Origin of the sequence: Streptomyces daghestanicus (assembly GCF_020521275.1) — a bacterium.
Taxonomy (GTDB): Bacteria; Actinomycetota; Actinomycetes; order Streptomycetales; family Streptomycetaceae; genus Streptomyces; species Streptomyces griseoviridis.
In genome coordinates this window covers 15,274-36,676 of record NZ_BNDX01000018.1, presented here as the reverse complement: position 1 = coordinate 36,676, position 21,403 = coordinate 15,274, and the positions used below count along the sequence as shown (strand labels likewise).

Below are 21,403 nucleotides of genomic sequence, written 5' to 3'. Positions count from 1 at the left end.
CTCGGCCGCCCCGGACCGGCCGTCGTCCGGGGGCTCCGGGACCCGCCGGACCAGCCGTCACCGGGGTCCCGCGACGCCACCCGCCCGGCCGCCGCTCCGGCCGCGCACCGGCGGTCACGCCGGCCGTTCCTCCCGTACGACGGCGGACCCGTGGGCCGGCAGGCCGACCGCGCCGGTCACCGCCCGGTCGTGGAGGAGTTCCCGCCCGTGGGCCGGGACCTCGACGTCCTCGCCGGTGTGGTTCAGGAGGAAGAGGTAGCGGGTGCCGTCCGCCCGGTGGCGGCGGACCGCCTCGACCCCGGCGGGCAGGCCGGGCACTTCGGGGGTGACACCCGCCTCGTCCAGCAGCGCCCGCACCAACCGGTCCACGCCCCGCTCGTCGGGCCGGGCGGCGACGTACCAGGCGGCGCCGCGGCCCACCGTGCGGCGGGTCACGGCGGGGCGCCCGGCCAGCGGCCCGCCGGCCCAGACCCGGACCGCCTCGGCGCCCTCCAGGCGGGTCTTCTCGCCCCACAGGTCGGCCGTGGAACCGTCGTCGAGCGGATACGCCTCGCCCTCCAGGAACGGCCAGAACTCCTCGCTGCGCACCCCGAGGAGTTCCCGGAACGCGCCCGGGTACCCGCCGGGACGTACGTGGTCGTGCTCGTCGACGATGCCGCTGAAGAAGGTCAGCAGGACCGAGGTCCCGGCGGTGGCCGCGCCGGCGATCCGGGCGGCCACGGCGTCCGTGACGCTGTAGAGGGTCGGGGCGAGCACCGCGCGGTAGGCGCCGAGGTCCGCGTCGGCGGGGACGACGTCGGCGGTGACGCCCAGCTTCCACAGGGCCCGGTACCAGCGCAGCAGTTCGGCCTGGTAGTCGAGGGCCTCGGTGGGGTGGGCGTCCTGTTCGGCGGCCCACCAGGAGGGATAGTCGAGGACCAGCGCCACGTCGGCGCGGACCCGGCTGCCCCGCACCTCCGCCAGTGCCCGGAGGGACCGGCCGAGCGCGACGGTGGAGCGGAACACGTCGGTGTCCCGGCCGGCGTGCGGGACCATGGCCGAGTGGTACTTCTCCGCGCCGGCGAGGGACTGCCGCCACTGGAAGAACATCACCGCGTCGGCGCCGCGCGCGACATGGGCGAGGGAGTTGCGGAGCATCTCGCCGGGGTGCTTCGGCCGGTTGCGGGGCTGCCAGTTGACCGCGGAGGTGGAGTGCTCCATGAGCATCCAGGGGGCGCCGCCCGCGACGCCGCGGCTGAGGTCGGCGGAGAGGGCGAGTTCGACGTGGGCCTCGGGGTCGGCGGCGATCAGGTAGTGGTCGTTGGCGATCACGTCCGTCTCGGCCGACCAGGAGAAGTAGTCGATCCACTTGTTGCGGGTGTTCATCATGAAGTTGGTGGTGGCGGGCACGTCCGGGGTGACCTCGCGCAGCACGTCGCGCAGGGCCCGGTAGTGGGCCAGGTGCTCGTCGGAGGAGAACCGGGCGAAGTCGAGCCGCTGGGTGGGGTTGACGAACGTGGGCGCGGCCAGCGGCGGCAGGACCTCGTCGAAGCTGTCGTAGCGCTGGGACCAGAAGGCCGTGCCCCAGGCCGCGTTGAGGGCGTCGACGGTGCCGTAGCGCTCGCGCAGCCAGGTGCGGAACGCGGCGGCGGAGGCGTCGGAGAAGTCGTGCGGCACATGGCAGCCCAGTTCGTTGTCCACGTGCCACAGCGCGAGCGCCGGATGGCCGGCGTACCGCTCGGCCAGGGTGCGGGTCATCCGCAGGGCGTAGCGGCGGAAGACGGGTGAGGCGATGGCGTACGACTGCCGGGCGCCCTGGTGCAGCACCGTGCCGTCGGCGGTGCGGGGCAGGATCTCGGGGTGCTTCCGGGTCAGCCAGGGCGGCGGCGAGGCCGTGGCGGTGGCGAGGGCGACGCGGATGCCGGCCGCGTGCAGCCGGTCCAGCACCGCGTCGAGCCAGCCGAAGTCGTGGACGCCCTCGCGGGGTTCGAGCCGGGCCCAGGAGAAGATGGCGACGCTGAGCAGGCTGACGCCCGCCTCGCGCATCAGCTCGATGTCCTCCACCTGGACGTCCAGGGGCCACTGTTCGGGGTTGTAGTCGCCTCCGTAGGCGATGCCGGGTGTGTCGAGGGGCCAGGTGCGCCGGTTCGTCATCCGTACGGTCCTTCTGCCGGGGGCGGCCGCGGGACAGGGCGGCGAGCGGCGATGTTACCGCTCACATGACTGTCCCGGAACACCTGGGACACGCCCGGTGGATCATCCGCCGGCCAGCCGCCGGCCGACCCGTGCCGCCGTCTCCCGCAGCCAGATGTGGGCCGCGTCGTGGGTGTGCACCGGGTGCCACCACAGCGCCTCGCGCAGCGGCACCGCCTCGTACGGCGGCTCCACGGTCCGCACCGGCGCGAGCGGCGCCAGCAGCCGGGCGAGGCGGGCCTGCACCAGGGCGACGCGGCGGGTGCCGGCCACCAGCAGGGGCAGCAACTGGAAGCTGTCGACGGAGACTTCGGCCCGCGGTTCCACGCCGAGCATGCCGAGCTGGCGTACCGCCGGGGCGTCGTAGGTGCGCTGGTAGGTGACCCAGGGCAGACGGGAGAGGTCGTCGCGGGTGAGCCGTTCGCCGACGCCGGGGTGGTCGTCGGCGACGAGGAAGACCCAGCGGTCCTCGTAGAGGTCGGTGGCGGGGAAGTCGCTGATCACGCCGTGCGGCATGAGCAGGCCGTCGCAGGCGCTGAGCGTGGTCGCGGTGTCGTCGGTGACGCCGGGCGGGGTCTGGGTGAAGCGGAGCCGGATGCCGGGGCCCTCCTCGTGGACGACACGGGCGAGTTCGGTGCCGAAGACGGCGACGGCGTAGTCGGAGGCGATCAGCTTGAACTCGCGGGTCTCCCCGGCCGGGTCGAAGTCGGCCTGGCTGGCGAAGAGGCGTTCCAGGACGTCGTAGGCGGTGGAGGTGCGGTCGAGCAGGACCTGCCCGAGGGCGGTGAGTTCGTAGTGGCCGCCGACGCGTGCGAGCAGGTCGTCGTCGAAGTGGCGGCGCAGCCGGGCCAGGGCTGCGCTCATCGCGGGCTGGCTGAGCCCGACGCGCTGTCCGGCGCGGGTGACGTTGCGTTCCTCCAGCAGGGCGCGCAGGGCGACGACGAGGTTGAGGTCGAGACGGGCCAGGTTCACCGGGCTTCCCCTTGCTGTGAGGCTCCGACCAGCGGTAATCCATCAGGTGGATGACTGCTATCCACACAATCTATTTCCCTGATCGTGGCGGGCGGGTCCAGATTAGTCCCACCGCAATCAGGAGGACATGCCCGTGAAACCTGAACCCTCGTCCGCGCTGTTCGCCGGCCCCTTCGCGCTCGGCACGCTGTCGGCGCCGGACGGCCCGGCCTTCCCCGCCCTCGTCACCCCGGACGGGCAGGTGCTGGACCTGCGCGCCGCCTTCGGCGACGAGCGGCTGACCGTCCGGGACCTGCTGGAGCGCTGGGACACGGCGCTGGAGCGGCTGCGGGCGCTGGCCGGGGACGGCGACGCGGTCCGCAGGCCGCTCGCGGAGTTCCGGGTGCACGCGCCGGTCGAGCCGCGCCAGGTGTTCCAGTCCGGGGCGAACTACCGGCAGCACGTGATCGACCTGCACGTGGCGCACCGCGCCCCCGGGGACGAGCGGCCCGAGGCCGAGCGGCGCGCGGAGGCCGCCGAGCTGATGGACCGGCGGGCGGCCGAGGACCTCCCGTACGTCTTCATCGGCCTGCCGAGCGCGGTCACCGGCCCCTACGACGACGTCACCCTGCCCGCCTGGGCCGAGAAGCCGGACTGGGAGCTGGAGCTGGCGGCGGTCATCGGGCGGCCCGCGTACCGGGTGCCGGTGGAGGAGGCCCTGTCGTACGTCGCCGGGTACACCATCGCCAACGACCTGACCGACCGGGCCACCGTCTTCCGCCGGGACATGCCGCAGATCGGCACCGACTGGCTGCGCAGCAAGAACGCCCCCGGCTTCACCCCGCTCGGCCCCTGGATCGTGCCGGCCGGCTCGCTCGCGGACCCCGGCGACCTGCGGCTCGTGCTGAAGCTGAACGGCGAGACCATGCAGGACGAGTCGACGAAGGACATGATCTTCTCGCTGGCCCGCATGGTGTCCTACGCCTCGCAGTCCGCCCGGCTGCTCCCCGGCGACCTGGTGCTCACCGGCTCCCCCGCCGGCAACGGCATGCACTGGGGCCGGCTGCTGCGCGACGGCGACGTGATGGACGCCTCCATCACCGGCCTCGGCAGCCAGCGCACCCGCTGTGTCGCGCAGGACGCCTCATGACCCTCGACCGCACCGACCCCGAGGGGTCGATAGCAGAGGCCGCGAAGGCGTACTCCAACTGGGGCCGCTGGGGCGCCGACGACGTGCTCGGCACCCTCAACTTCCTGGACGCGGCCAAGCGCCGGGAGGCCGCCGCGCTGGTCCGGCGGGGAGTGAGCTTCTCCCTGTCCCAGCGCTTCGACATGGACGGCCCGCAGAAGGGCTGGCGGCGGCGGACCAACCCGGTGCACACCATGCTGGACACCGGCACCGACGCCGCCCTCGGCAACCAGGGTTTCCCGCACGGCATCGGCGGCGCCGACGACGTGATCGCGATGCCGTTGCAGTGCTCCACCCAGTGGGACGGGCTCGGGCACATCTTCGACCACGGCAAGGCGTGGAACGGGCGCCCGGCGGAGAAGGTCGTCACCTCCGACGGCGACCTGGTGACCGGCATCGAGCACATGGCCCCGTACGTCGCCGGGCGCGGGGTGCTCCTCGACGTCGGCCGGGTGATCGGCACCGACGGCGAGCTGCCCGACGGGTTCGCCATCACCGAGGAGCACCTGACGGCGACCGCCGAGGCGCACGGGGTGGCGGTCGGCCGCGGGGACCTCGTCGTCGTACGGACCGGCCAGCTCACCCGGGTCCGCCGCGAGGGCTGGGGCGAGTATGCGGGCGGGCCCGCGCCCGGACTGTCGTTCACCTCGGCGGGCTGGCTGCACCGCACCGAGATCGCCGCGATCGCCACCGACACCTGGGGCTTCGAGGTCCGGCCCAACGAGTTCGAGCACGCCTTCCAGCCCCTGCACCAGGTCGCCATCCCCACCATGGGCCTGCTGATCGGCGAGATGTGGGACCCGGACGCGCTCGCCGAGGACTGCGCGGCCGACGGCGTGTACGACTTCTCGCTCACCGCCGCTCCGCTGCCCATCACCGGTGCGGTCGGCTCACCGGTCAACCCGATCGCCGTCAAGTAAGCCACCACAGGCACCGGAACAAGGGAGTTCCCCCATGAACAGAGACCGCACGGTCCTCGTCGTCGGCGGCGGCGCCGCCGGCAACGCCGTGACGATCCTGCTGCGCCGCGCCGGGATCGCCGTGGACCTGATCGAGGCCAAGGACGACTGGAACGCCACCCGCGGCTCCGGCATCACCCTCCAGGGCAACGCCCTGCGCGTGCTGCGCGAACTGGGCGTGTGGGAGCAGGTGGAGGCGTCCGGTTACGGTTTCGGCTCGGTCGGCATCACCGCCCCCGACGGCACAGTGCTGCACGTCCAGGACGACCTGCGCACCGGCGGCGACGACCTGCCCGCCACCGTCGGCATGCAGCGCCCCCGGCTCCAGCAGATCCTCATCGACGCGGTCCGCGCCTCCGGCGCCTCGGTCCGGCTCGGCACCACCGCCGAGACCTTCGACCAGGACGCCGACGGTGTCTCCGTCCGCTTCTCCGACGGCACCGAGGGCCGCTACGACCTCGTCGTCGCCGCCGACGGCCTCGGCTCCGCCACCCGCGCCGCGATCGGCATCACCACCGAGCCCGAACCGACCGGCATGGCCATCTGGCGCGTCGCCACGCCCCGCCCGGCGGGCGTCACCCGCACCGACCTGGCCTACGGCGGCCCGGCGTACATCGCCGGGTACTGCCCCACCGGCGAGGACAGCATCTACGCGTACGTCGTCGAGGGCAACCGCGATCGGGCGGCCATCCCACCGGACACCTACGCCGACGAGATGCGCCGCCTGACCCGGCACTACGGCGGCCACTGGCCGGAGATCACCGCGCACATCACCGACGCCGCGCGGGTCAACTACACCTGGTTCGACCGGATGCTGGTCGAGGGGTCCTGGCACCGCGGCCGGGTCGTCCTCGCCGGTGACGCCGCCCACTGCTGCCCGCCCACCCTCGCGCAGGGCGCCGCCCTGTCGATGGAGGACGCGCTCGTGCTGGCCGAGCTGCTCACCTCCTCCGGCACCTGGGACGACGCGCTGTTCCAGGCGTACCACGAGCGCCGGATCACCCGGGTCCGCCCGGTCGTCGAGGCGTCCGTGCAGATCGGGCAGTGGCAGCTCGACGGGGTGCGCGACGCCGACGTACCGGGCCTGATGGCCCGCACCATGACCCTGCTGAGGGAGCAGCCGTGACCACGCCGACCGTGGACGTGCACGCGCACGTCCTGCTGCCCGAGGTGGACGCCCTGGTCGAGGGGCTGCCCGGACACGCCGAGGCCCGCGCGCTGGACGCGCGGCGCAACGGCCCCGCCGCCCTGGCCGTCAGCGGCCCCATGGTCCGCGAGCGCGTCCCGCGGCTGACGGACGTCTCCGTGCGGCTCGCCGCGATGGACGCCCAGGGCGTGGACGTCCAACTGGTCAGCCCCTCCCCCTCGCACTACCACTACTGGACGGACGAGGACACCGCAGAGAAGGTGTACCGCCTGGCGAACGAGGCGACGGCGGCGCACTGTGCGGCCGCCCCGGAGCGGCTGCGGGGTCTCGGTCTGGTGCCGCTCCAGCACCCGGACCTCGCGGTGCGCGCCCTCGGCCACGCCCTGGAACAGGGTCTGCTCGGGGTGGAGATCTCCAGCCACGCCCCCGGCCGGGAGCTGTCCGACCCGGCCTACGAGCCCTTCTGGGCGCGGGCGGAGGAGACCGGCGCGCTGCTCTTCCTGCACCCCTTCGGCTGCACCCTGGACGAGCGCCTGGACCAGTGGTATCTGTCCAACACCGTCGGGCAGCCCGCCGAGAACGCCGTCGCGCTCTCCCACCTGATCTTCTCGGGCGTCCTCGACCGCCACCCCGGCCTGAAGGTGATCGCCGCGCACGGCGGCGGCTACCTGCCCACCCACATCGGCCGCTCCGACCACGCCTGGTCGGCCCGCTCCGACGCGGGCGCCGGCTGCGCGCACCTGCCGAGCAGCTATCTGAAGCGGCTGTACTTCGACTCGCTCGTCCACGACCCGCACGTCCTCGGGGAGCTGATCCGGGTGGCCGGCGCCGACCGGGTCCTGCTCGGCTCGGACTTCCCGTTCGACATGGGCACCGAGGACCCGCTGGGCGCCCTGCGCGCCGCCCGGCTGCCCGAGGCCGACTTCGACGCCGTACGCGGCGGCACCGCCGCCGCCCTCCTCCGGAAGGACTGACCCATGCGTCTGCTCACCCATCTGCGCCACGTCGACCTCGCGGTGCCCGACTACGACAAGCAGCTCGACTTCTACGCCGGCGTCTGGGGCCTGACCAAGGTCGCCGAGGACTCCGGCATCTCCTTCCTGGCCGCCGAGGGCTCCCCGGAGCAGTACGTGATCCGGCTGCGCAAGGCCGAGGAGAAGCGCCTCGACCTGGTCTCCTACGGGGCCGCGTCCGCCGCCGACGTCGACACGCTCGCCGAGCGGCTCCTCGCGGGCGGCGTGCAGCTCATCACCCGTCCGGGCACGGTCGCCACCCCCGGCGGCGGCTACGGCTTCCGGTTCTTCGACGTCGACGGCCGCACCATCGAGGTCTCCGCCGACGTGGAGGTGCGCCGGCACCGCAAGATCGAGGAGAAGGAGGCGATCCCGGTCAAGCTGTCGCACGTCGTCCTCAACTCCCCCGACCTGAACCGCACCCGTGAGTGGTACGAGCGCCACCTCGGCTTCGCCCTGTCGGACACGCTGTCCTCCCCGCACATGGGCGAGGTCATGCACTTCATGCGGATCAGCAACCAGCACCACTCGATGGCCATCGCGCAGGGCCCGCACACCGCCCTGCACCACGTCTCCTTCGAGATGCGCGGCCTGGACGAGTACATGCGCGGCTCGGGCCGGGTGATGCGCGCCGGCGTCCGCAAGATCTGGGGTCCGGGCCGGCACATGGCCGGGGACAACACGTTCACCTACTTCCTCGACCCGCACGGCAACACGGTGGAGTACACCACCGAGCTGGAGTGCCTGGACGAGGACACCTGGCACCCCCACGTCTACGACTTCTCCCAGCCGGAGGTCACCGACCAGTGGGGCACCGCCAACCCGATGAACGAGCTGGTCGCCAAGGAGTCCTTCAACGACCCCGACCGCGGCGTCTTCGTCGCGCCCCCGGTCTGATCCGCCCGTCCCGTCCTGGAGCCGCACCATGCGTTTCGCCGCCTATGAACACCGGCACCGCCCCCGGGTGGCCGTCGTGGAGGACGACGGCACCCTCTACCCGCTGCCCGGTGTCACCTCGCTCACCGCGCTGCTCGCCGAGACCGACGGCCTGCCCGGTCTGCTCGCCGCCGGCCGGGCCGCCCTGGACGTCCCGCCCGGCCCGCACGTCACCGACGTACGCCTGCTCCCGCCCCTGCGGCCCCCGTCCGTACGGGACTTCGTCACCTTCGAGGAACACGTCGAGGGAGTACGCCGCTCGGTCGACGGGACGTCCGGGGTGCCCGAGCAGTGGTACGCGGCGCCGACCTTCTACTTCACCAACCCGCACGCCCTCTACGGCCACGGCGACGGCATCCCGGTGCCGCCCGGCTCGGCCGCGCTCGACTTCGAACTGGAGGTGGGCGCGGTGATCGGCCGGGAGGGCGCCGACCTCACCCCCGGGCAGGCCCGCGACCGGATCGTCGGCTACACGGTGTTCAACGACTGGTCCGCCCGCGACCTGCAGAGCGCGGAGATGAAGGTCGGCCTCGGCCCCTGCAAGGGCAAGGACACCGCCACCACCCTCGGTCCGTACCTCGTCACCGCCGACGAACTGGAGCCCCACCGGGACGCCGACGGCTTCCTGCGCCTGGCCCTGACCGCCGAGGTCAACGGCATGAAGGTCGGCGAGGACCTGCTCTCGAACATGAGCTGGACCTTCGAGGAGATGACCGCCTACGCCTCACGCGGCACCCGGGTCGTCCCCGGTGACGTGCTCGGCTCGGGCACCTGCGGCAACGGCGGCTGCCTCGCCGAACTGTGGGGCCGGCGCGGCGCGCAGGACCCGCCGCCGCTGAAGCCCGGCGACACGGTGTCCCTCACCGTCGAGGGGATCGGCACGCTCACCAACACCGTCGTCCCCGGGGTGGCGCCGGTGCCGCTGCCGGCCGGCCGCCGCCGCACCCGGAACCGGCCGTGACGGGGCTCGCGGGCCGGGTCGTCGTCGTCACCGGCGCCGCGCGCGGCCAGGGCGCCGCCGAGGCCGCGGCGCTCGCCCGCGCGGGCGCCCACGTCGTCGCCACCGACGTGGCCCCCGCCGGTGAGGTCCGCCGGCTCGACGTCACCAGCGAGGACGACTGGGCGGCCCTCGCCGCCGAACTGCGGGCCACCCACGGACAGGTGCACGGCCTGGTGAACAACGCGGGCGTCACCTGGCGCGCCCGGCTCGGCGACGTACGGCCCGCGGACTTCGAACGGGTCCACTCGGTCAACGTCACCGGCCCCCTCCTCGGCATCCAGCACCTCGGCCCGCTGATGCCGCCCGGCTCCTCGATCGTCAACGTCGGCTCCTCCGCCGCGCTCACCGCGCACTACCCGGTCGCCTACACCGCGAGCAAGTGGGGCCTGCGGGGCCTGTCGAAGACCGCCGCGCTGGAACTCGGCCCGCGCGGCATCCGCGTCAACACCGTCCACCCGGGCTACATCGAGACCGAGATGACCGCCTCCGCCGCCCCCGCCTTCCGCGAGGCCAACCTCCGCGAGACCCCGCTCGGCCGCACCGGCACCGTCGACGAGGTCACCCCGCTGGTCCTCTTCCTGCTGTCGGACGAGGCGTCGTTCATCACCGGCGCCGAGATCCCCGTCGACGGCGGCCTCACCGCACACGGCGGCGTCAAGTCCGTCTCCGACGCCCTGCTCGAAAGGAACCCCCGTCCGTGAACAAGGTCCGCGGCCGTGCCGCCGAGGCGGTCGCCGACATCCCCGACGGCGCCTCGCTCGCCGTCGGGGGCTTCGGCCTCTCCGGCATCCCGGCCGTCCTCATCGACGCCCTGTACGAGCGGGGCACCACCGGCCTGAAGGTCGTGTCCAACAACTGCGGCACGGACGGCCACGGCCTCGGCGTCCTGCTCGCCGCCGGCCGGATCTCCCGGGTCACGGGCTCCTACGTCGGCGAGAACAAGGAGTTCGCCCGCCAGTACCTCGGCGGTGAACTGGAGGTCGAGCTGACCCCGCAGGGCACCCTCGCCGAACGGCTGCGGGCCGGCGGCGCGGGCATTCCCGCCTTCTACACCCCGGCCGGCGTCGGCACCCAGGTCGCCGAGGGCGGCCTGCCCTGGCGCTACGACCCCGGGGGAGGCACGGTCGCCGTCGCCTCCCCGCCCAAGGAGACCCGTCGCTTCGACGGCCGTACCTACGTCCTCGAACACGGCATCACCACCGACTTCGCCCTGGTGCGGGCGTGGCGCGGCGACCGCCACGGCAACCTCGTCTTCCGCCGCGCCGCCGCCAACTTCAACCCGCTCGCCGCGATGGCGGGCCGGGTCACCGTCGCCGAGGTCGAGGAACTCGTCGAACCCGGCGAGCTGCGCCCCGAGGAGGTCCACCTGCCCGGCGTCTACGTCCAGCGGGTGGTGCCGCTGACCCCCGCCCAGGCCGCCGGCAAGAGCATCGAGAAGAGGACCGTACGCGCATGAGCTGGACCCGTGACCAGATGGCGGCCCGCGCCGCCCGGGAACTGACCGACGGCTCCTACGTCAACCTCGGCATCGGTCTGCCCACCCTGATCCCCGGGCACCTCCCGCCCGGCGTGTCCGTCGTCCTGCACTCCGAGAACGGCATCCTCGGCACCGGCCCCTACCCGTACGAGGACGAGGTCGATCCCGACCTCATCAACGCGGGCAAGGAGACGGTGACCGTGCTGCCGGGCGCCGCGTTCTTCGACTCGGCGCTCTCCTTCGGCATGATCCGCGGCGGCCACATCGACACCGCCGTGCTCGGCGCCATGCAGGTCTCCGCCCGCGGCGACCTGGCCAACTGGATGATCCCGGGGAAGATGGTCAAGGGCATGGGCGGGGCCATGGACCTGGTGCACGGCGCCCGCCGGGTCATCGTCCTCACCGAGCACACCGCGAAGGACGGCACCCCGAAGATCGTCGAGGAGTGCGCGCTGCCGCTGACCGGTGAGCGGTGCGTCCACCGGATCATCACCGACCTCGGCGTCCTCGACGTCACCGGTGACGGCCTGGTCCTGGTGGAGACCGCCCCCGGGGTCACCGCCGAGGAGGTCGCCGCCCGGACCGGCGCCCCGGTGGCGCTCGTCTGACGCCTCAGGCGTGCGAGAGGGCGAACGAGACGAGGAACCCGCTCACCGTGACCAGTCCGATGGCCAGGTGGGCGTCCTCGAAGGCCTCCGGGATCATCGTGTCGGCGACCATCGCGAGGATCGCGCCGGCGGCGACCGCGGTGACGGCGGCGATCACGGCCGGGGAGAACCCGCCGACGACCGTGTAACCGAGCACCGCCGACACGGTGCTCGCGGCGGCGATCGCGCCCCACACCCCGAAGACGTACCCCTTGCCGCGGCCGGCCGCGCGCATGCCCGCGGAGCTGGACAGCCCCTCCGGCACGTTGCTGATGAAGACGGCGGCGACGGTGACCAGGCTGACCGCCCCGCCGTCGAGCAGGCTCACCCCGATCACCGCGGACTCCGGTACGCCGTCGAGCAGCGCGCCCAGCGCGAGCGCCGCCCCGGAGCCGCCCTGCTGCGCCTCGGAGGGCTGGGCCCGGTCCCGGCGGTGCCCGGAGCGCTTGCGGTGCCGGGCGCCGCGCCGGGCCAGCCACAGGTTGCCCCCGGTGTACAGCACGGCCCCGGCCAGGGTGCCGACGGCCGCGGGGGCCAGCCCGGCCTGGTCGTACGCCTCCCCGACCAGTTCGAAGCTGACCGCGGACAGCAGCACCCCGGCGCCGAACGCCATCACGGTCGCGATCACCTTCGGCGGGACCCGTACCCCGAATCCCACCGCGGCGCCCAGCAAGAGCGCCGATCCGGCCACCAGTCCCCACAGTCCCGCCTGCACCACTTCTGTCATGGGGACCCTCTACCCCGATTCGCGGCCCTTCGCGGGGCCGCGAACACGAGGGGGCGGGATCAGCAGGGCTGGATGTAGTGCACCGGCGTCCAGGACGCGGTGCCGGTGTCCTTGGCGCGGTTCGACCAGCGCAGGCTGCCGTCGGAGTTGTAGAACCGGGCGACGGTGCCGGTCGTCTGGTTGTTGTTGAAGGTGCCGTCGCCGATGCCGTCGAAGCCGTACCGGCCGCACCGGTAGTAGTCGTAGTGACGGCCGCGGCCGTCCACGACGCACAGGTGGCCCCCGGCACAGGCCACCGCGGCCTCCGGCGAGGCGAGGTCGCGGACCTGGCGGTCGCCGGGCGCGGGGAGGGTGACGGTCCCGCCCTCGGTGGCGAGCCGGTTCGCCGACACCTGGCGGGCGTCCGGGTGCGCCGCCAGGTAGCTGTCGACCTGCTGCTGCAGTTCGGCGGCCTGGGCACCGGTGAGGCCGGCCGCCCGGGCCTGCTGGGCGTACGCCGACTGCGCCGCCGCCGGCCCGGCCGTCGCGGAGCCGGACAGCGCCGGCCCCACGATCAGTGCCGCCGCGGCCGTCGCCATGGCCAGAACCTTCCGTACGGACATGCTCGTTCCCCCTTTTCGGGCATTCCGGCGACCGCGTCCCAGGGCGGCCGTCCGGGATGTCACACATCGTGCCCGGCCGGGGCCGCGCGGTTGAAGGGGTAACTGATGCGGTCGCACCGCACATCGATACCCGGTCGGTTATCAGGGGTGGTGAGCACGCTTGTGGGGGACTGCGGGACGGGGCGGCGGCACGGCACTGTGGAGGTACATGCGACCGGGGATCGCTGGAGGAGTGGTGACAGGCGGGTACGGGGGGCCTGGCGAGAGCGGGCCGGGGAACGGCGAGCCGTCCGCCGGAAGCGGCCCCGTCGCGGTGGCCGACCCGAGCGTGCACCAGCTGCGGCTCTTCCTGGCGCTGGCCCGGGACCTCCACTTCGGGCGGGCGGCCAGGCGGATGTTCATCAGCCAGCCCGCGCTCAGCCGGCAGATCGTCGCGCTCGAACGCCGCATGCGCGTCCCCCTGGTCCGGCGCTCCACCCGCCGGGTCGAACTCACACCGGCGGGGCAGGCGCTGCTGCCGGAGGCCCGCGCCGTGGTGGCGGCGGCGGACCGGCTGGGCGAGGTGATACGGAGCCAGTCGCGCCGGGTGCGCGGACGGCTGCGGATCGGCTTCATCGGCGCCGAGGCGGCGACGCCGTACGTACGGCGGATTCTCACCGAGTTCCGCCGGCGGCACCCGGACAGCGAGATCGAGATGCGTTCCCTGGACCTGGTCAACCAGGTCGAGGCGCTGGTCACGGGCGAGGTGGACGCCGCGTTCCTGCGTCCGCCGCTGCCGACGGGCATCCGCACCCTGCAACTCGCCAGCGAGCCACGGGTGGTGTGCCTTCCCGCGGACGCCCCCCTCGCCCGGCGCCGGGAACCGCTCACCCTGGCGGACCTCGCCGACCAGCCCTTCGTGGACATCCCGGGTGACACGCTGCGCGGCTGGTGGAACCACTGGACCGGCAACCCCCGCCCCGACGGCACCCGGGTGCGCTACGGGCCGGTCGTCACCGACATGGAGTCCCTGCTGCTGGCGGTCGCCAACGGGCAGGGCATCGCCTTCCTGCCGGCGGCGGCCCGCGAGTTCTACCCCCGCCCCGGGCTCGTCTACCTGACCGTGCGGGGGCTCTCGCCGTGCACCGCCGCGCTCGCCTGGTCCGCCGGGCACGGCGACGACACCGGCGTCGCGGCCCTGCGCGCCGCCGCCCGCGCCGTGCTGCGCGCGAGCGGCCCGGACAGGTAGCCGTCCGGCGGGCCGTCGCGGCCGTACGGACCCCGTCCGGCCGCCGTGCGCTGCGCGGGCGCTCACCGCGTGGCCAGGAGTCTCTCCGTCCAGGCGGGCACGGCCGCCCGCACCTCGGGGGGTGAGGAAGCCGAGCAGGGTGTCGTCCGGCACCCCGGCTGCACCGGTGACCACGCCGGTGCGGCCGTCGAGGCCCATGTCGACGGCGGCGGTGAGGGGGCGTGTACGGCGACGGCCACGGGCGTCCGGACGCCCTGGCGGACCTGCTCCCGGCGCGGGCGGAGGGCCGGCGGGAGGATGCCGACGGTCCTCTGCGCCGCGTTGCCGGTGGTGGCGGGCCCGGGATCGGCGGCGAACACCGAGACACCGGTGGCCTGAAGCCGTTCGGCCAGATCGAAGGTGTGCGCGAGGTGGGCCGGCTCGGCACGCCCGGTGGCGGACATGCCGTAGCGGGCGCCTCCACGTCGTCGAAGACCGGCTGGGCCGCCGTCATCGCGCCGGAGGTGACGTTCACGATCCGGCTGGGTGCCCCCGCCCGGAGCGCCGGAAGCGGGGCCTCGGTGAACACGCGCGGGGCGGGATGTGGTCGAGCGCGACGCTCGCCTCGACGCCTTCCGGGCCTCCCAGCGCCCGGTCCACACGCCGCCCACGTCGCCGACCGGCGGGCGCACCGGCCCTCCGTCGCGCAGGGGGACGCTCACCGTCCCCTCGGGATCGGCCCCGCCTGCCCCTGCGTCTGCTGTGGCCGCGCAGCGGGGACACGCCGGAGGCACGCCGTTTCGCGCGGCACGCGGTGAGCGCCCTGCGGGACCGGGACGAGGGGCCGGTCCGCGCGGCGTGACGGCGGACCGGCCCGGTCACCGCGTACGGGGTGTCACCAGTCCCGAGTCGTAGGCGAGGATCACCGCCTGCACCCGGTCGCGCAGGTGGAACTTCTCCAGGATGTGGGCGACGTGCGTCTTCACCGTCGTCTCGCCGATGCCCAGCTCGGCGGCGATCTCCGCGTTGGACAGCCCGCGGGCCAGGGTGCGCAGCACGTCCACCTCGCGGCCGGTGAGCACGTCCAGGCGCGGCGGGACGGAGGGGGCGGCCGGCGAGGGCATCCCCGCGAAGCGGTCCAGCAGGCGTCTGGTGACGCGGGGCGCGAGCACGGCCTCGCCGGCGGCCACCGTGCGGATGGCGGCGACCAGGGAGTCCGCCGGGCCGTCCTTGACGAGGAAGCTGCTGGCGCCCGCCCGCAGGGCGTCGACCACGTGCTGGTCGAGGTCGAAGGTGGTCAGGATGATGACCCGGCCCGGTGACCCGCTCTCGGCGATCAGGCGGGTCGCCTCGACGCCGTCCATCCGCGGCATGCGGATGTCCATGAGGACCACGTCCGGCGTGAGCCGCCGGGTCTCCTCGACGGCCTCCTGGCCGTCGGCGGCCTCGCCGACGACCTCGATGTCCGGCTCCGCCTCCAGGATGTAGCGGAAGCCGGTCCGGATCATCGGCTGGTCGTCAGCCAGCAGGACGCTGATGGGCCGCATGGTGCGCACTTCCTCCGGGGTTCGCGATGCCGTCGTGGTCGGGCAGGTGCAGGACGGCGTGTACGCAGTATCCGCCGCCGGGCCGTGGGCCGGTGTGCAGGGTGCCGCCCGTCGCGGCGACCCGCTCCCGCATCCCCAGCAGGCCGTGGCCGGTGCCGCCGGGGGGCAGCGGCGGGCGCTCCGCGGCGGCGCCGGCCGGTCCGTCGTCGCAGACGCGCACGTGCAGCCGCTCCGGTTCCTCGCCCCACCGCAGGCGGACCCGGGCCCGGGTCGGGCCCGCGTGCTTGACCGTGTTGGTCAGTGCCTCCTGCACGACGCGGTACGCGGTCAGGTGGTAGCCCGCGGGCAGCGGCACCGGGGTGCCCGACACCTCGTAGTCGACGTCGAGGCCGGTGGCGCGGACGGCGTCGACGAGGGCGGGCAGGGCGTCGACGGTGGGCTGCGGAGGCTCCTTCGACGGTGTCTCCCGCGGGTCCTCGTCGGTGCGCAGGACGTCCAGCAGCCGGCGCAGTTCGGTGACGGTGTCCCGGCCCGTCTGCTCGACGGCGGCGTGCAGTTCGTGTGCCTTGTCGGGGGCGCGGTCCTGGACGCGGTCGGCCGCGATGGTCTGCACGACCATGAGGCTCACGTTGTGGGCGACGATGTCGTGGAGTTCGCGGGCGATCCGGGCGCGTTCCTCCATGACGGCGGCCCGCGCGTTGGCGGCCTGTTCGCGTTCCAGGGCGGCGGCACGCTGCATCGCCTCGTCCCGGACGGCCGTGCGGGCCCGGGAGAGCCGGCCCAGGGCCCACGCCGCGAGGAGCAGTACGGCATCCGTCAGCAGTGCGGCGAGCCGGTGCCCGGCCGGCGCGATCGCCGCCTCCGCCGCCGCGCTCGCGGGGATGAACAGGGCGGCCAGCGCCGTCGTGACCCGGGGGCCGCGGCGTACGGCGGTGAGGAACAGGGCGGTCGCCACGGCCAGGTAGGTGGGCCCGATCGACGTGCCGTCCGGCCCGGCGAGCTGCGGGATGTAGGACAGGTGCTGCAGCGTCACGGACGCCCCGGCCATCACCAGCAGGCCCGTCACCGGGGCCTTGCGGTGCACGGCGAGGGGCAGGGTCGACAGCAGTACCAGGACGAACCACCAGTGGTCCGGGGACCGCAGGGGGTGCGAGCCGGGCGGGATCGCCTCCGGCAGGGCCAGACATGCCGCCGCCGCCAGGACCGCGAGGACGGCGTCCGTCACCGCGGCGGGCACCTGACGGCCCGCGAGGGACCCCGAATGTTCCATGAGGACAACGGTAAGGTGCCGCTCGCCGGTGCCCGACCTCCCCAGGTCTGAGTCCGGGGGCCGTGCTTCCTCCTCCCGGCCCCCTCCTCGCGGAGGAGGCCCGCGGGCGGAGGACCCCGTGGACGCCGCGGGGCCTCCTCCGGACGGCGGAAGCCGCCGCCCGCCTCCTCCGCCGGGCCGACCGCCCGGTTCGACGCGGGGACGGAGGTTCCGGGCGGCGGGAGCCGGTGGACTGGAGTCATCCACCCCTCGCCCGGCCGAACCCGGGGCGCGCCCGTGCTCGGAACACACCGCCGCGAACCGTTCCCCGGCGATCCCGCCGGCATCGATCCGTCGCGGGCGGCCGTCCGGCTGACCCAGGTGACCAGGACGTACGGCGGCGGTTCGTCCGCCGTCACCGTCCTCGACCGGGTGAGCACCGGTATCGCGGCCGGCGCCTTCACCGCGGTGATGGGTTACTCCGGCTCCGGCAAGAGCACGTTCCTGCACTGCGCCGCCGGGCTCGACCGGCCCACCAGCGGGACCGTCCAGCTCGGCGGCGAGGACCTCGGCCGGCTGAGCGAGAAGCAGCTCACCCGGTTCCGCCGGACCCGGATCGGCTTCGTGTTCCAGGCGTTCAACGTGCTGCCCTCGCTCACCGTCGAGCGGAACATCACCCTGCCGCTGCGGCTCGCCGGGGCCGCCCCGGACCACGCGTCGGTCCACGGCGTGACCGCCTCGGTGGGGCTCACCGGACTGCTCGGCCGCCGCCCGTCCGAACTCTCCGGGGGGCAGCAGCAGCGTGTGGCGATCGCCCGCGCCCTCATCACCCGCCCCGAGGTGCTCTTCGCGGACGAGCCGGCCGGCGCCCTCGACCCGGACACGGCCGAGGACGTCCTCGGCCTGCTCCGGCAGGCGGTGACCGACCCGCACCGGACCGTGGTGATGGTCACCCACGACCCGGCCGCCGCGCGCCGCCGGCCCGCGCGATCAATCACCGGGCCGGCGTCCGTCATGCCGCGTTCCAGCTCGTCGATGATCCGGGCCGCCATGGAACCGGACCGCCGGCTCCCGTCAGGCGGCGGTCAGCCCGCGTCAGGGACGGGCGGGGCGAGGATCGCGGTGACGGCCCGGTCGAGGGTGGTGGCCGGGCGCCCGAGGATGTTCCGGAGGTCGTCGGTCTGCTGTTCCAGTGCGCCGGCCCGGACCTGGTCCTCGAGCCAGCCCCGGGCACCGGGCGCGCGGTCGCGCCGCGCCCGGGTGACGACGGGCCTGCCGGAGACGCGGCCGAGCACCTCGGCGAGCCGGCCGAAGGTCCAGAGGCCGCCGGTGAGGTCGTAGGCGCGGCCGAGATGGCCGTCCTCGGTGAGGACGCGGGCGGCGGCCTCGGCGAGATCGCAGCGGAGGGCGGTGTTGAGCCCGCGGCCACCGGTGCCGTCGGGGAGCCGCCCCGAGCTCACGGCGGCGCGCAGGCCCTCGTCGAGGAACGCCTCGCTGTAGAAGGGGTGACGCAGCACCGTGTGGGGCAGTCCGCTCGCGGCCAGGGCGCGCTCGGTGGCGTGGTGCGCCGCGGTCACGCCGTCGGCCCTGGTGCCGGCCCCCAGGAAGCTGGTGTAGACGAGCGAACCGACGCCGGCCGAGCGGGCCGCGTCGACGGCCGCCCGGTGCTGGCCGGCGCGGCGGGCGGGGTCCAGTTCGGGCGAGGAGATCAGCAGCAGCCGGTCGGCTCCCTCGAACGCGTCGCGCAGCGTCGCCGGGGCGTCGTAGTCACCGACGCGGACGCGGACCCCGCGGGCGGCGAGATCTCCAGCCCTGCCGGGATCACGTACCGCCGCCACGACGCGTTCGGCGGGGCACCGGGTCAGCAACTGGTCGACGACCAGCCGTCCGAGAGCCCCCGAAGCGGCCGTCACGACGATCATCCACATCTCCCTCGCCACGGCCCAGCCGCCGCCCGCGCGGCGACCGGTGCCCCCCTCGGACCGGATACCGGGCCCACCATCGGCGAACGGCCGACCGCCCGTCAAAGCCTTTTCGCACCGACGCCGTCGGGACCGTCGCCCCGTCGGCCTCCGGCTCGCACGTGCCCCGGGCACCGCCCCGGACGCCAGGTCGCCGCGCGAGGGCCCGCCGACGCCACCCGCGTTCGCGGGCGGCCATTGCCAGACCTTGATGAAAACGATTATCGTCTTTTCTTGTGTCCGAGGGGACATGAACATGACCTAGGGGGTTCTCCCTTGCGTACCCACAGACGACTGCTCACCGTCACCGGTCTCACCGCCGCCGCGCTCGCCACCGCCGGCCTGAACACCTCCGCCTTCGCCGCGACCACTCTGACCAGTGGTCACGTCGATGTCCTCGACGCCGAGTGGGACGGCGCCGACCTGCACCTCCACGTCCACGACGAGGAGAGCGGCACCGAGTACGAACCCGCGGACGTGACCCTGTCCGTGCCGGCCGCCGCCAAGGTCACCAACCCCGGCTACGGCTTCCTGGGCTCCGGCAGCCGGATATGGCTGCTGCCGGACACCGAGGCCGAGGCGGACGCCGCCGGCGTGCTGTTCGCCGGCGTCTCCACCGAGCACCTCACCACCGGCGTCTTCACGGGCGACAACGTCAGCTACCGCCTCGTGTCCGCCACCCGCGACGGCGCCGCGACCGACGACTTCAGCGTCTACACGGGAAGCGGCGTCCGCTGGTACGACAGCGACACCGCCACCACCTCCTACAAGTCCCGTACCTTCCCCGTCGGTGCCCACAACCACGCCAACTGGGCCTTCGAGGAGGCCGGTACCTACCGGCTCACCTTCCGGGTGCAGGGCACGGCCGGCGGCGTGACCGAGTCCGCCACCGCGACGTACACGGTGGTCGTCAGCCCGTGACACCGGCCCTGGCGCGCAACGGACGCGCTCTCACCGGCGCGGCGCTGACCGTGGCGGCCGCGGTGCTCCTGGGCGCGGCAGGGCTGGTCGCCGGCGGCAGCGGGGACGCCCGCGCCGCCGGCGGTGCCGTCGTCCTGGACGAAGGCGAACTCGACCTCACGCCCCGCCTGGTCGACGGCGCGCTGCGGTTGCAGATCGACGACCGCGGCGGCGGCACTTCCGTGGTGCGGGAACCGTCCCAGGTGGTGCTGCACGCGGGGCCCGCCACCTTGCAGTACACCGTCGATCCGCTGGCCACCGCGCTGGGCACCACCACCCTGGACAGCTGGCAGCTCAACGGCTGGGAGGCGGCGAACATCTTCGCTCCGGAGCCGGGCTGGAACGGCTCCGAGGCGGGCGGCGACACCGAGATCACCCTGTCGGGCTTCGAGGGCCCGGGGGATTTCGGCATGGCCTCGTACACGCCGGAGATGGACAGCGTGAACGCCCCGGCGATCCCGTATCTCGGCACCGCCGCCGACGTCCCGCGCTCCTTCACCCTCCCCGGCGAGGGTGAACGCTCCGTCCCCACCTGGCAGTTCACGGCGGAGGGTGTCTACCGGCTGACCTTCACCGTGCGCGGGGCCGGCGCGGCCGACACCGAGACACTGGCCGTGGTCGTCGGTGACGACGTCGACCCGGACGACGTCCTGCCGGGTGACGGCTCCACGGCCACAGCCACCACTCCCCCGCCGGACACCGGCCCGCCGCCCACGGCTCCGGCCGCGCACGTCATCGACAACGGGCACCTGGACCTGGCCGCCCGCCCGGACGGGGAAGACCTGCGGTTCCAGGTGAAGGAGGGCGGAGCGCAGGCGTACGAGTGGCACGAGCCGGACGCGGTCGTGCTGCACGTGAAGCCGCAGGCCCGCCGGAAGATCACCGAGGGGTACGCGTTCCTCGGGGCCGTGGGCGGCGCCGTCTGGTGGCTGCCCATCCAGCAGGTCGACGGTCTCGTCTGGCCGGGCTTCAGCACGGACCAGTTCAGCAGCGCCGAGATCGACGGACGGGTCACCTTCTCGCTCGACGCCGTGCGGGGCCCGGGTTCGGTGAGCGTCTTCACGGAGGGCTCGGTCGGCGCGGTGACGCTCCACGCCCACAGCGGGGACGGGTTGCCGGACCGTTTCGACCTGTCGGTCCCCACGCACCGGCACACCGTGTGGGCCTTCGCGGCGGAAGGCGTCTACCGCACCACCTTCACCCTGAGCGCCACGCTCGCCGACGGCACCGAGGTGTCCGACACGGAGACCCTGGCATGGGTGGTGGGGGACGGCACCGACCCGTCCACCGTCGTACCCGGCGAGGGCGACGAGCCCACGGCGACACCGACGACCACGCCCGGTGGGACACCCACCTCGGCACCGTCGGGGACCGCCTCCACGGCACCGGGCGGTTCACCAGCTCCCTCGTCCGCCTCGTCTCCCCCGTCCGACCCGCCGGACGCGACGGCACCGGGAATCGTCCCGGTGACGGCGTCGCCGGGCACGGCCGGCGGATCGTCGTCCGGGAGCGGCCATGTCCCGGCGTCCGGCGCGCTCGCCGCCACCGGTGCCCGGGTCGCGGTGATCGCCGGTGTCGCGGCCGTCGCCCTGGCGCTGGGCGGCGGTGCGGTGTACCTCACACGACGCCGGCGTACGACCCCGTGAGAGACACCGCGGG

The 21,403-nt window shown here is 74.2% G+C and carries 20 protein-coding genes and 1 pseudogene; 13 read left to right on the top strand and 8 right to left on the bottom strand.

Going from position 1 to position 21,403, the window contains the following annotated elements:
- Positions 1 to 114: 114 nt before the first annotated feature.
- Together Sdagh_RS32855 and Sdagh_RS32850 are read right to left on the bottom strand one after the other, a co-directional pair.
- A complete protein-coding gene (locus Sdagh_RS32855) occupies positions 115 to 2,133 on the bottom strand; it encodes a beta-galactosidase (protein WP_189415924.1) in 2,019 nt (672 codons plus the stop codon).
- A gap of 102 nt (positions 2,134 to 2,235) precedes the next feature.
- Positions 2,236 to 3,144: a LysR family transcriptional regulator gene (locus Sdagh_RS32850; RefSeq protein WP_189415922.1), complete on the bottom strand. Its 909-nt coding sequence runs from the start codon at positions 3,142 to 3,144 to the stop codon at positions 2,236 to 2,238.
- Positions 3,145 to 3,271: 127 nt separating this feature from the next.
- On the opposite strand from Sdagh_RS32850, the gene Sdagh_RS32845 reads away from it, so the two are divergent.
- From Sdagh_RS32845 to Sdagh_RS32805, 9 genes are read left to right on the top strand one after another with little or no spacing between them, the layout of a single operon-like run.
- The gene (locus tag Sdagh_RS32845) at positions 3,272 to 4,273 is read left to right on the top strand and encodes a fumarylacetoacetate hydrolase family protein (RefSeq protein WP_190009392.1); all 1,002 of its coding nucleotides are present in this window, start codon (positions 3,272 to 3,274) and stop codon (positions 4,271 to 4,273) included.
- On the top strand, positions 4,270 to 5,232 hold the full coding sequence (locus tag Sdagh_RS32840) for a cyclase family protein (protein ID WP_189415918.1): 963 nt from the start codon (positions 4,270 to 4,272) through the stop codon (positions 5,230 to 5,232). The genes Sdagh_RS32845 and Sdagh_RS32840 overlap by 4 nt, the downstream gene beginning before the upstream one ends.
- A gap of 34 nt (positions 5,233 to 5,266) precedes the next feature.
- A complete protein-coding gene (locus Sdagh_RS32835) occupies positions 5,267 to 6,397 on the top strand; it encodes an FAD-dependent oxidoreductase (RefSeq protein ID WP_189415916.1) in 1,131 nt (376 codons plus the stop codon).
- Complete coding sequence (locus Sdagh_RS32830) at positions 6,394 to 7,392, top strand: amidohydrolase family protein (RefSeq protein WP_189415914.1); 999 nt, start codon at positions 6,394 to 6,396, stop codon at positions 7,390 to 7,392. Before Sdagh_RS32835 ends, Sdagh_RS32830 begins: the two co-directional genes overlap by 4 nt.
- Positions 7,393 to 7,395: 3 nt before the next feature.
- Entirely contained in the window at positions 7,396 to 8,328 is a 933-nt protein-coding gene (locus Sdagh_RS32825; protein WP_189415912.1) for a VOC family protein, read from the top strand.
- A gap of 28 nt (positions 8,329 to 8,356) precedes the next feature.
- Positions 8,357 to 9,328 carry a fumarylacetoacetate hydrolase family protein gene (locus tag Sdagh_RS32820; protein WP_190077048.1) on the top strand — a complete coding sequence of 324 codons (972 nt, stop codon included), beginning with the start codon at positions 8,357 to 8,359 and terminating at the stop codon, positions 9,326 to 9,328.
- Entirely contained in the window at positions 9,325 to 10,068 is a 744-nt protein-coding gene (locus Sdagh_RS32815; RefSeq protein ID WP_189415908.1) for an SDR family NAD(P)-dependent oxidoreductase, read from the top strand. The genes Sdagh_RS32820 and Sdagh_RS32815 overlap by 4 nt, the downstream gene beginning before the upstream one ends.
- Positions 10,065 to 10,823, top strand: a complete 759-nt coding sequence (locus Sdagh_RS32810; protein WP_226536091.1) for a CoA transferase subunit A — start codon at positions 10,065 to 10,067, stop codon at positions 10,821 to 10,823. The genes Sdagh_RS32815 and Sdagh_RS32810 overlap by 4 nt, the downstream gene beginning before the upstream one ends.
- The gene (locus Sdagh_RS32805; protein ID WP_189415903.1) at positions 10,820 to 11,452 is read left to right on the top strand and encodes a CoA transferase subunit B; all 633 of its coding nucleotides are present in this window, start codon (positions 10,820 to 10,822) and stop codon (positions 11,450 to 11,452) included. Before Sdagh_RS32810 ends, Sdagh_RS32805 begins: the two co-directional genes overlap by 4 nt.
- A gap of 4 nt (positions 11,453 to 11,456) precedes the next feature.
- Here the strand turns inward: Sdagh_RS32805 and Sdagh_RS32800 are convergent, their stop codons facing one another.
- Positions 11,457 to 12,218: a ZIP family metal transporter gene (locus Sdagh_RS32800; protein ID WP_189415901.1), complete on the bottom strand. Its 762-nt coding sequence runs from the start codon at positions 12,216 to 12,218 to the stop codon at positions 11,457 to 11,459.
- A gap of 59 nt (positions 12,219 to 12,277) precedes the next feature.
- A complete protein-coding gene (locus tag Sdagh_RS32795) occupies positions 12,278 to 12,820 on the bottom strand; it encodes a hypothetical protein (RefSeq protein WP_189415899.1) in 543 nt (180 codons plus the stop codon).
- 313 nt (positions 12,821 to 13,133) lie between these two features.
- Here Sdagh_RS32795 and Sdagh_RS32790 point away from each other — a divergent pair, with 313 nt between their 5' ends.
- On the top strand, positions 13,134 to 14,048 hold the full coding sequence (locus Sdagh_RS32790; protein ID WP_226536089.1) for a LysR family transcriptional regulator: 915 nt from the start codon (positions 13,134 to 13,136) through the stop codon (positions 14,046 to 14,048).
- Between the two features lie 62 nt (positions 14,049 to 14,110).
- On the opposite strand, the gene Sdagh_RS32785 is transcribed toward Sdagh_RS32790, so the two are convergent.
- The 3 genes from Sdagh_RS32785 to Sdagh_RS32775 all read right to left on the bottom strand — a co-directional run bounded on the left by Sdagh_RS32785 (position 14,111) and on the right by Sdagh_RS32775 (position 16,844).
- Positions 14,111 to 14,491, bottom strand: a complete 381-nt coding sequence (locus Sdagh_RS32785; RefSeq protein ID WP_190077049.1) for a hypothetical protein — start codon at positions 14,489 to 14,491, stop codon at positions 14,111 to 14,113.
- A gap of 414 nt (positions 14,492 to 14,905) precedes the next feature.
- A complete protein-coding gene (locus Sdagh_RS32780) occupies positions 14,906 to 15,574 on the bottom strand; it encodes a response regulator (protein WP_189415895.1) in 669 nt (222 codons plus the stop codon).
- Positions 15,546 to 16,844 carry a sensor histidine kinase gene (locus tag Sdagh_RS32775; RefSeq protein WP_189415894.1) on the bottom strand — a complete coding sequence of 433 codons (1,299 nt, stop codon included), beginning with the start codon at positions 16,842 to 16,844 and terminating at the stop codon, positions 15,546 to 15,548. The genes Sdagh_RS32780 and Sdagh_RS32775 overlap by 29 nt, the downstream gene beginning before the upstream one ends.
- 276 nt (positions 16,845 to 17,120) lie before the next feature.
- On the opposite strand from Sdagh_RS32775, the pseudogene Sdagh_RS32770 reads away from it, so the two are divergent.
- Positions 17,121 to 17,675 (top strand): annotated as a pseudogene (locus tag Sdagh_RS32770) (ABC transporter ATP-binding protein); the annotation flags it as partial.
- A 233-nt stretch (positions 17,676 to 17,908) separates the two neighbouring features.
- On the opposite strand, the gene Sdagh_RS32765 reads toward Sdagh_RS32770, so the two are convergent.
- Positions 17,909 to 18,745, bottom strand: a complete 837-nt coding sequence (locus Sdagh_RS32765; RefSeq protein ID WP_190077050.1) for an NAD(P)H-binding protein — start codon at positions 18,743 to 18,745, stop codon at positions 17,909 to 17,911.
- 315 nt (positions 18,746 to 19,060) lie between these two features.
- Between Sdagh_RS32765 and Sdagh_RS32760 the strand changes: the two genes are divergently transcribed.
- Together Sdagh_RS32760 and Sdagh_RS32755 are read left to right on the top strand one after the other, a co-directional pair.
- Positions 19,061 to 19,705 carry a choice-of-anchor M domain-containing protein gene (locus Sdagh_RS32760; protein WP_189415891.1) on the top strand — a complete coding sequence of 215 codons (645 nt, stop codon included), beginning with the start codon at positions 19,061 to 19,063 and terminating at the stop codon, positions 19,703 to 19,705.
- Positions 19,702 to 21,390, top strand: coding sequence for a choice-of-anchor M domain-containing protein (locus Sdagh_RS32755; protein ID WP_190077051.1), 1,689 nt, complete (start codon positions 19,702 to 19,704; stop codon positions 21,388 to 21,390). Before Sdagh_RS32760 ends, Sdagh_RS32755 begins: the two co-directional genes overlap by 4 nt.
- Positions 21,391 to 21,403: the final 13 nt, after the last annotated feature.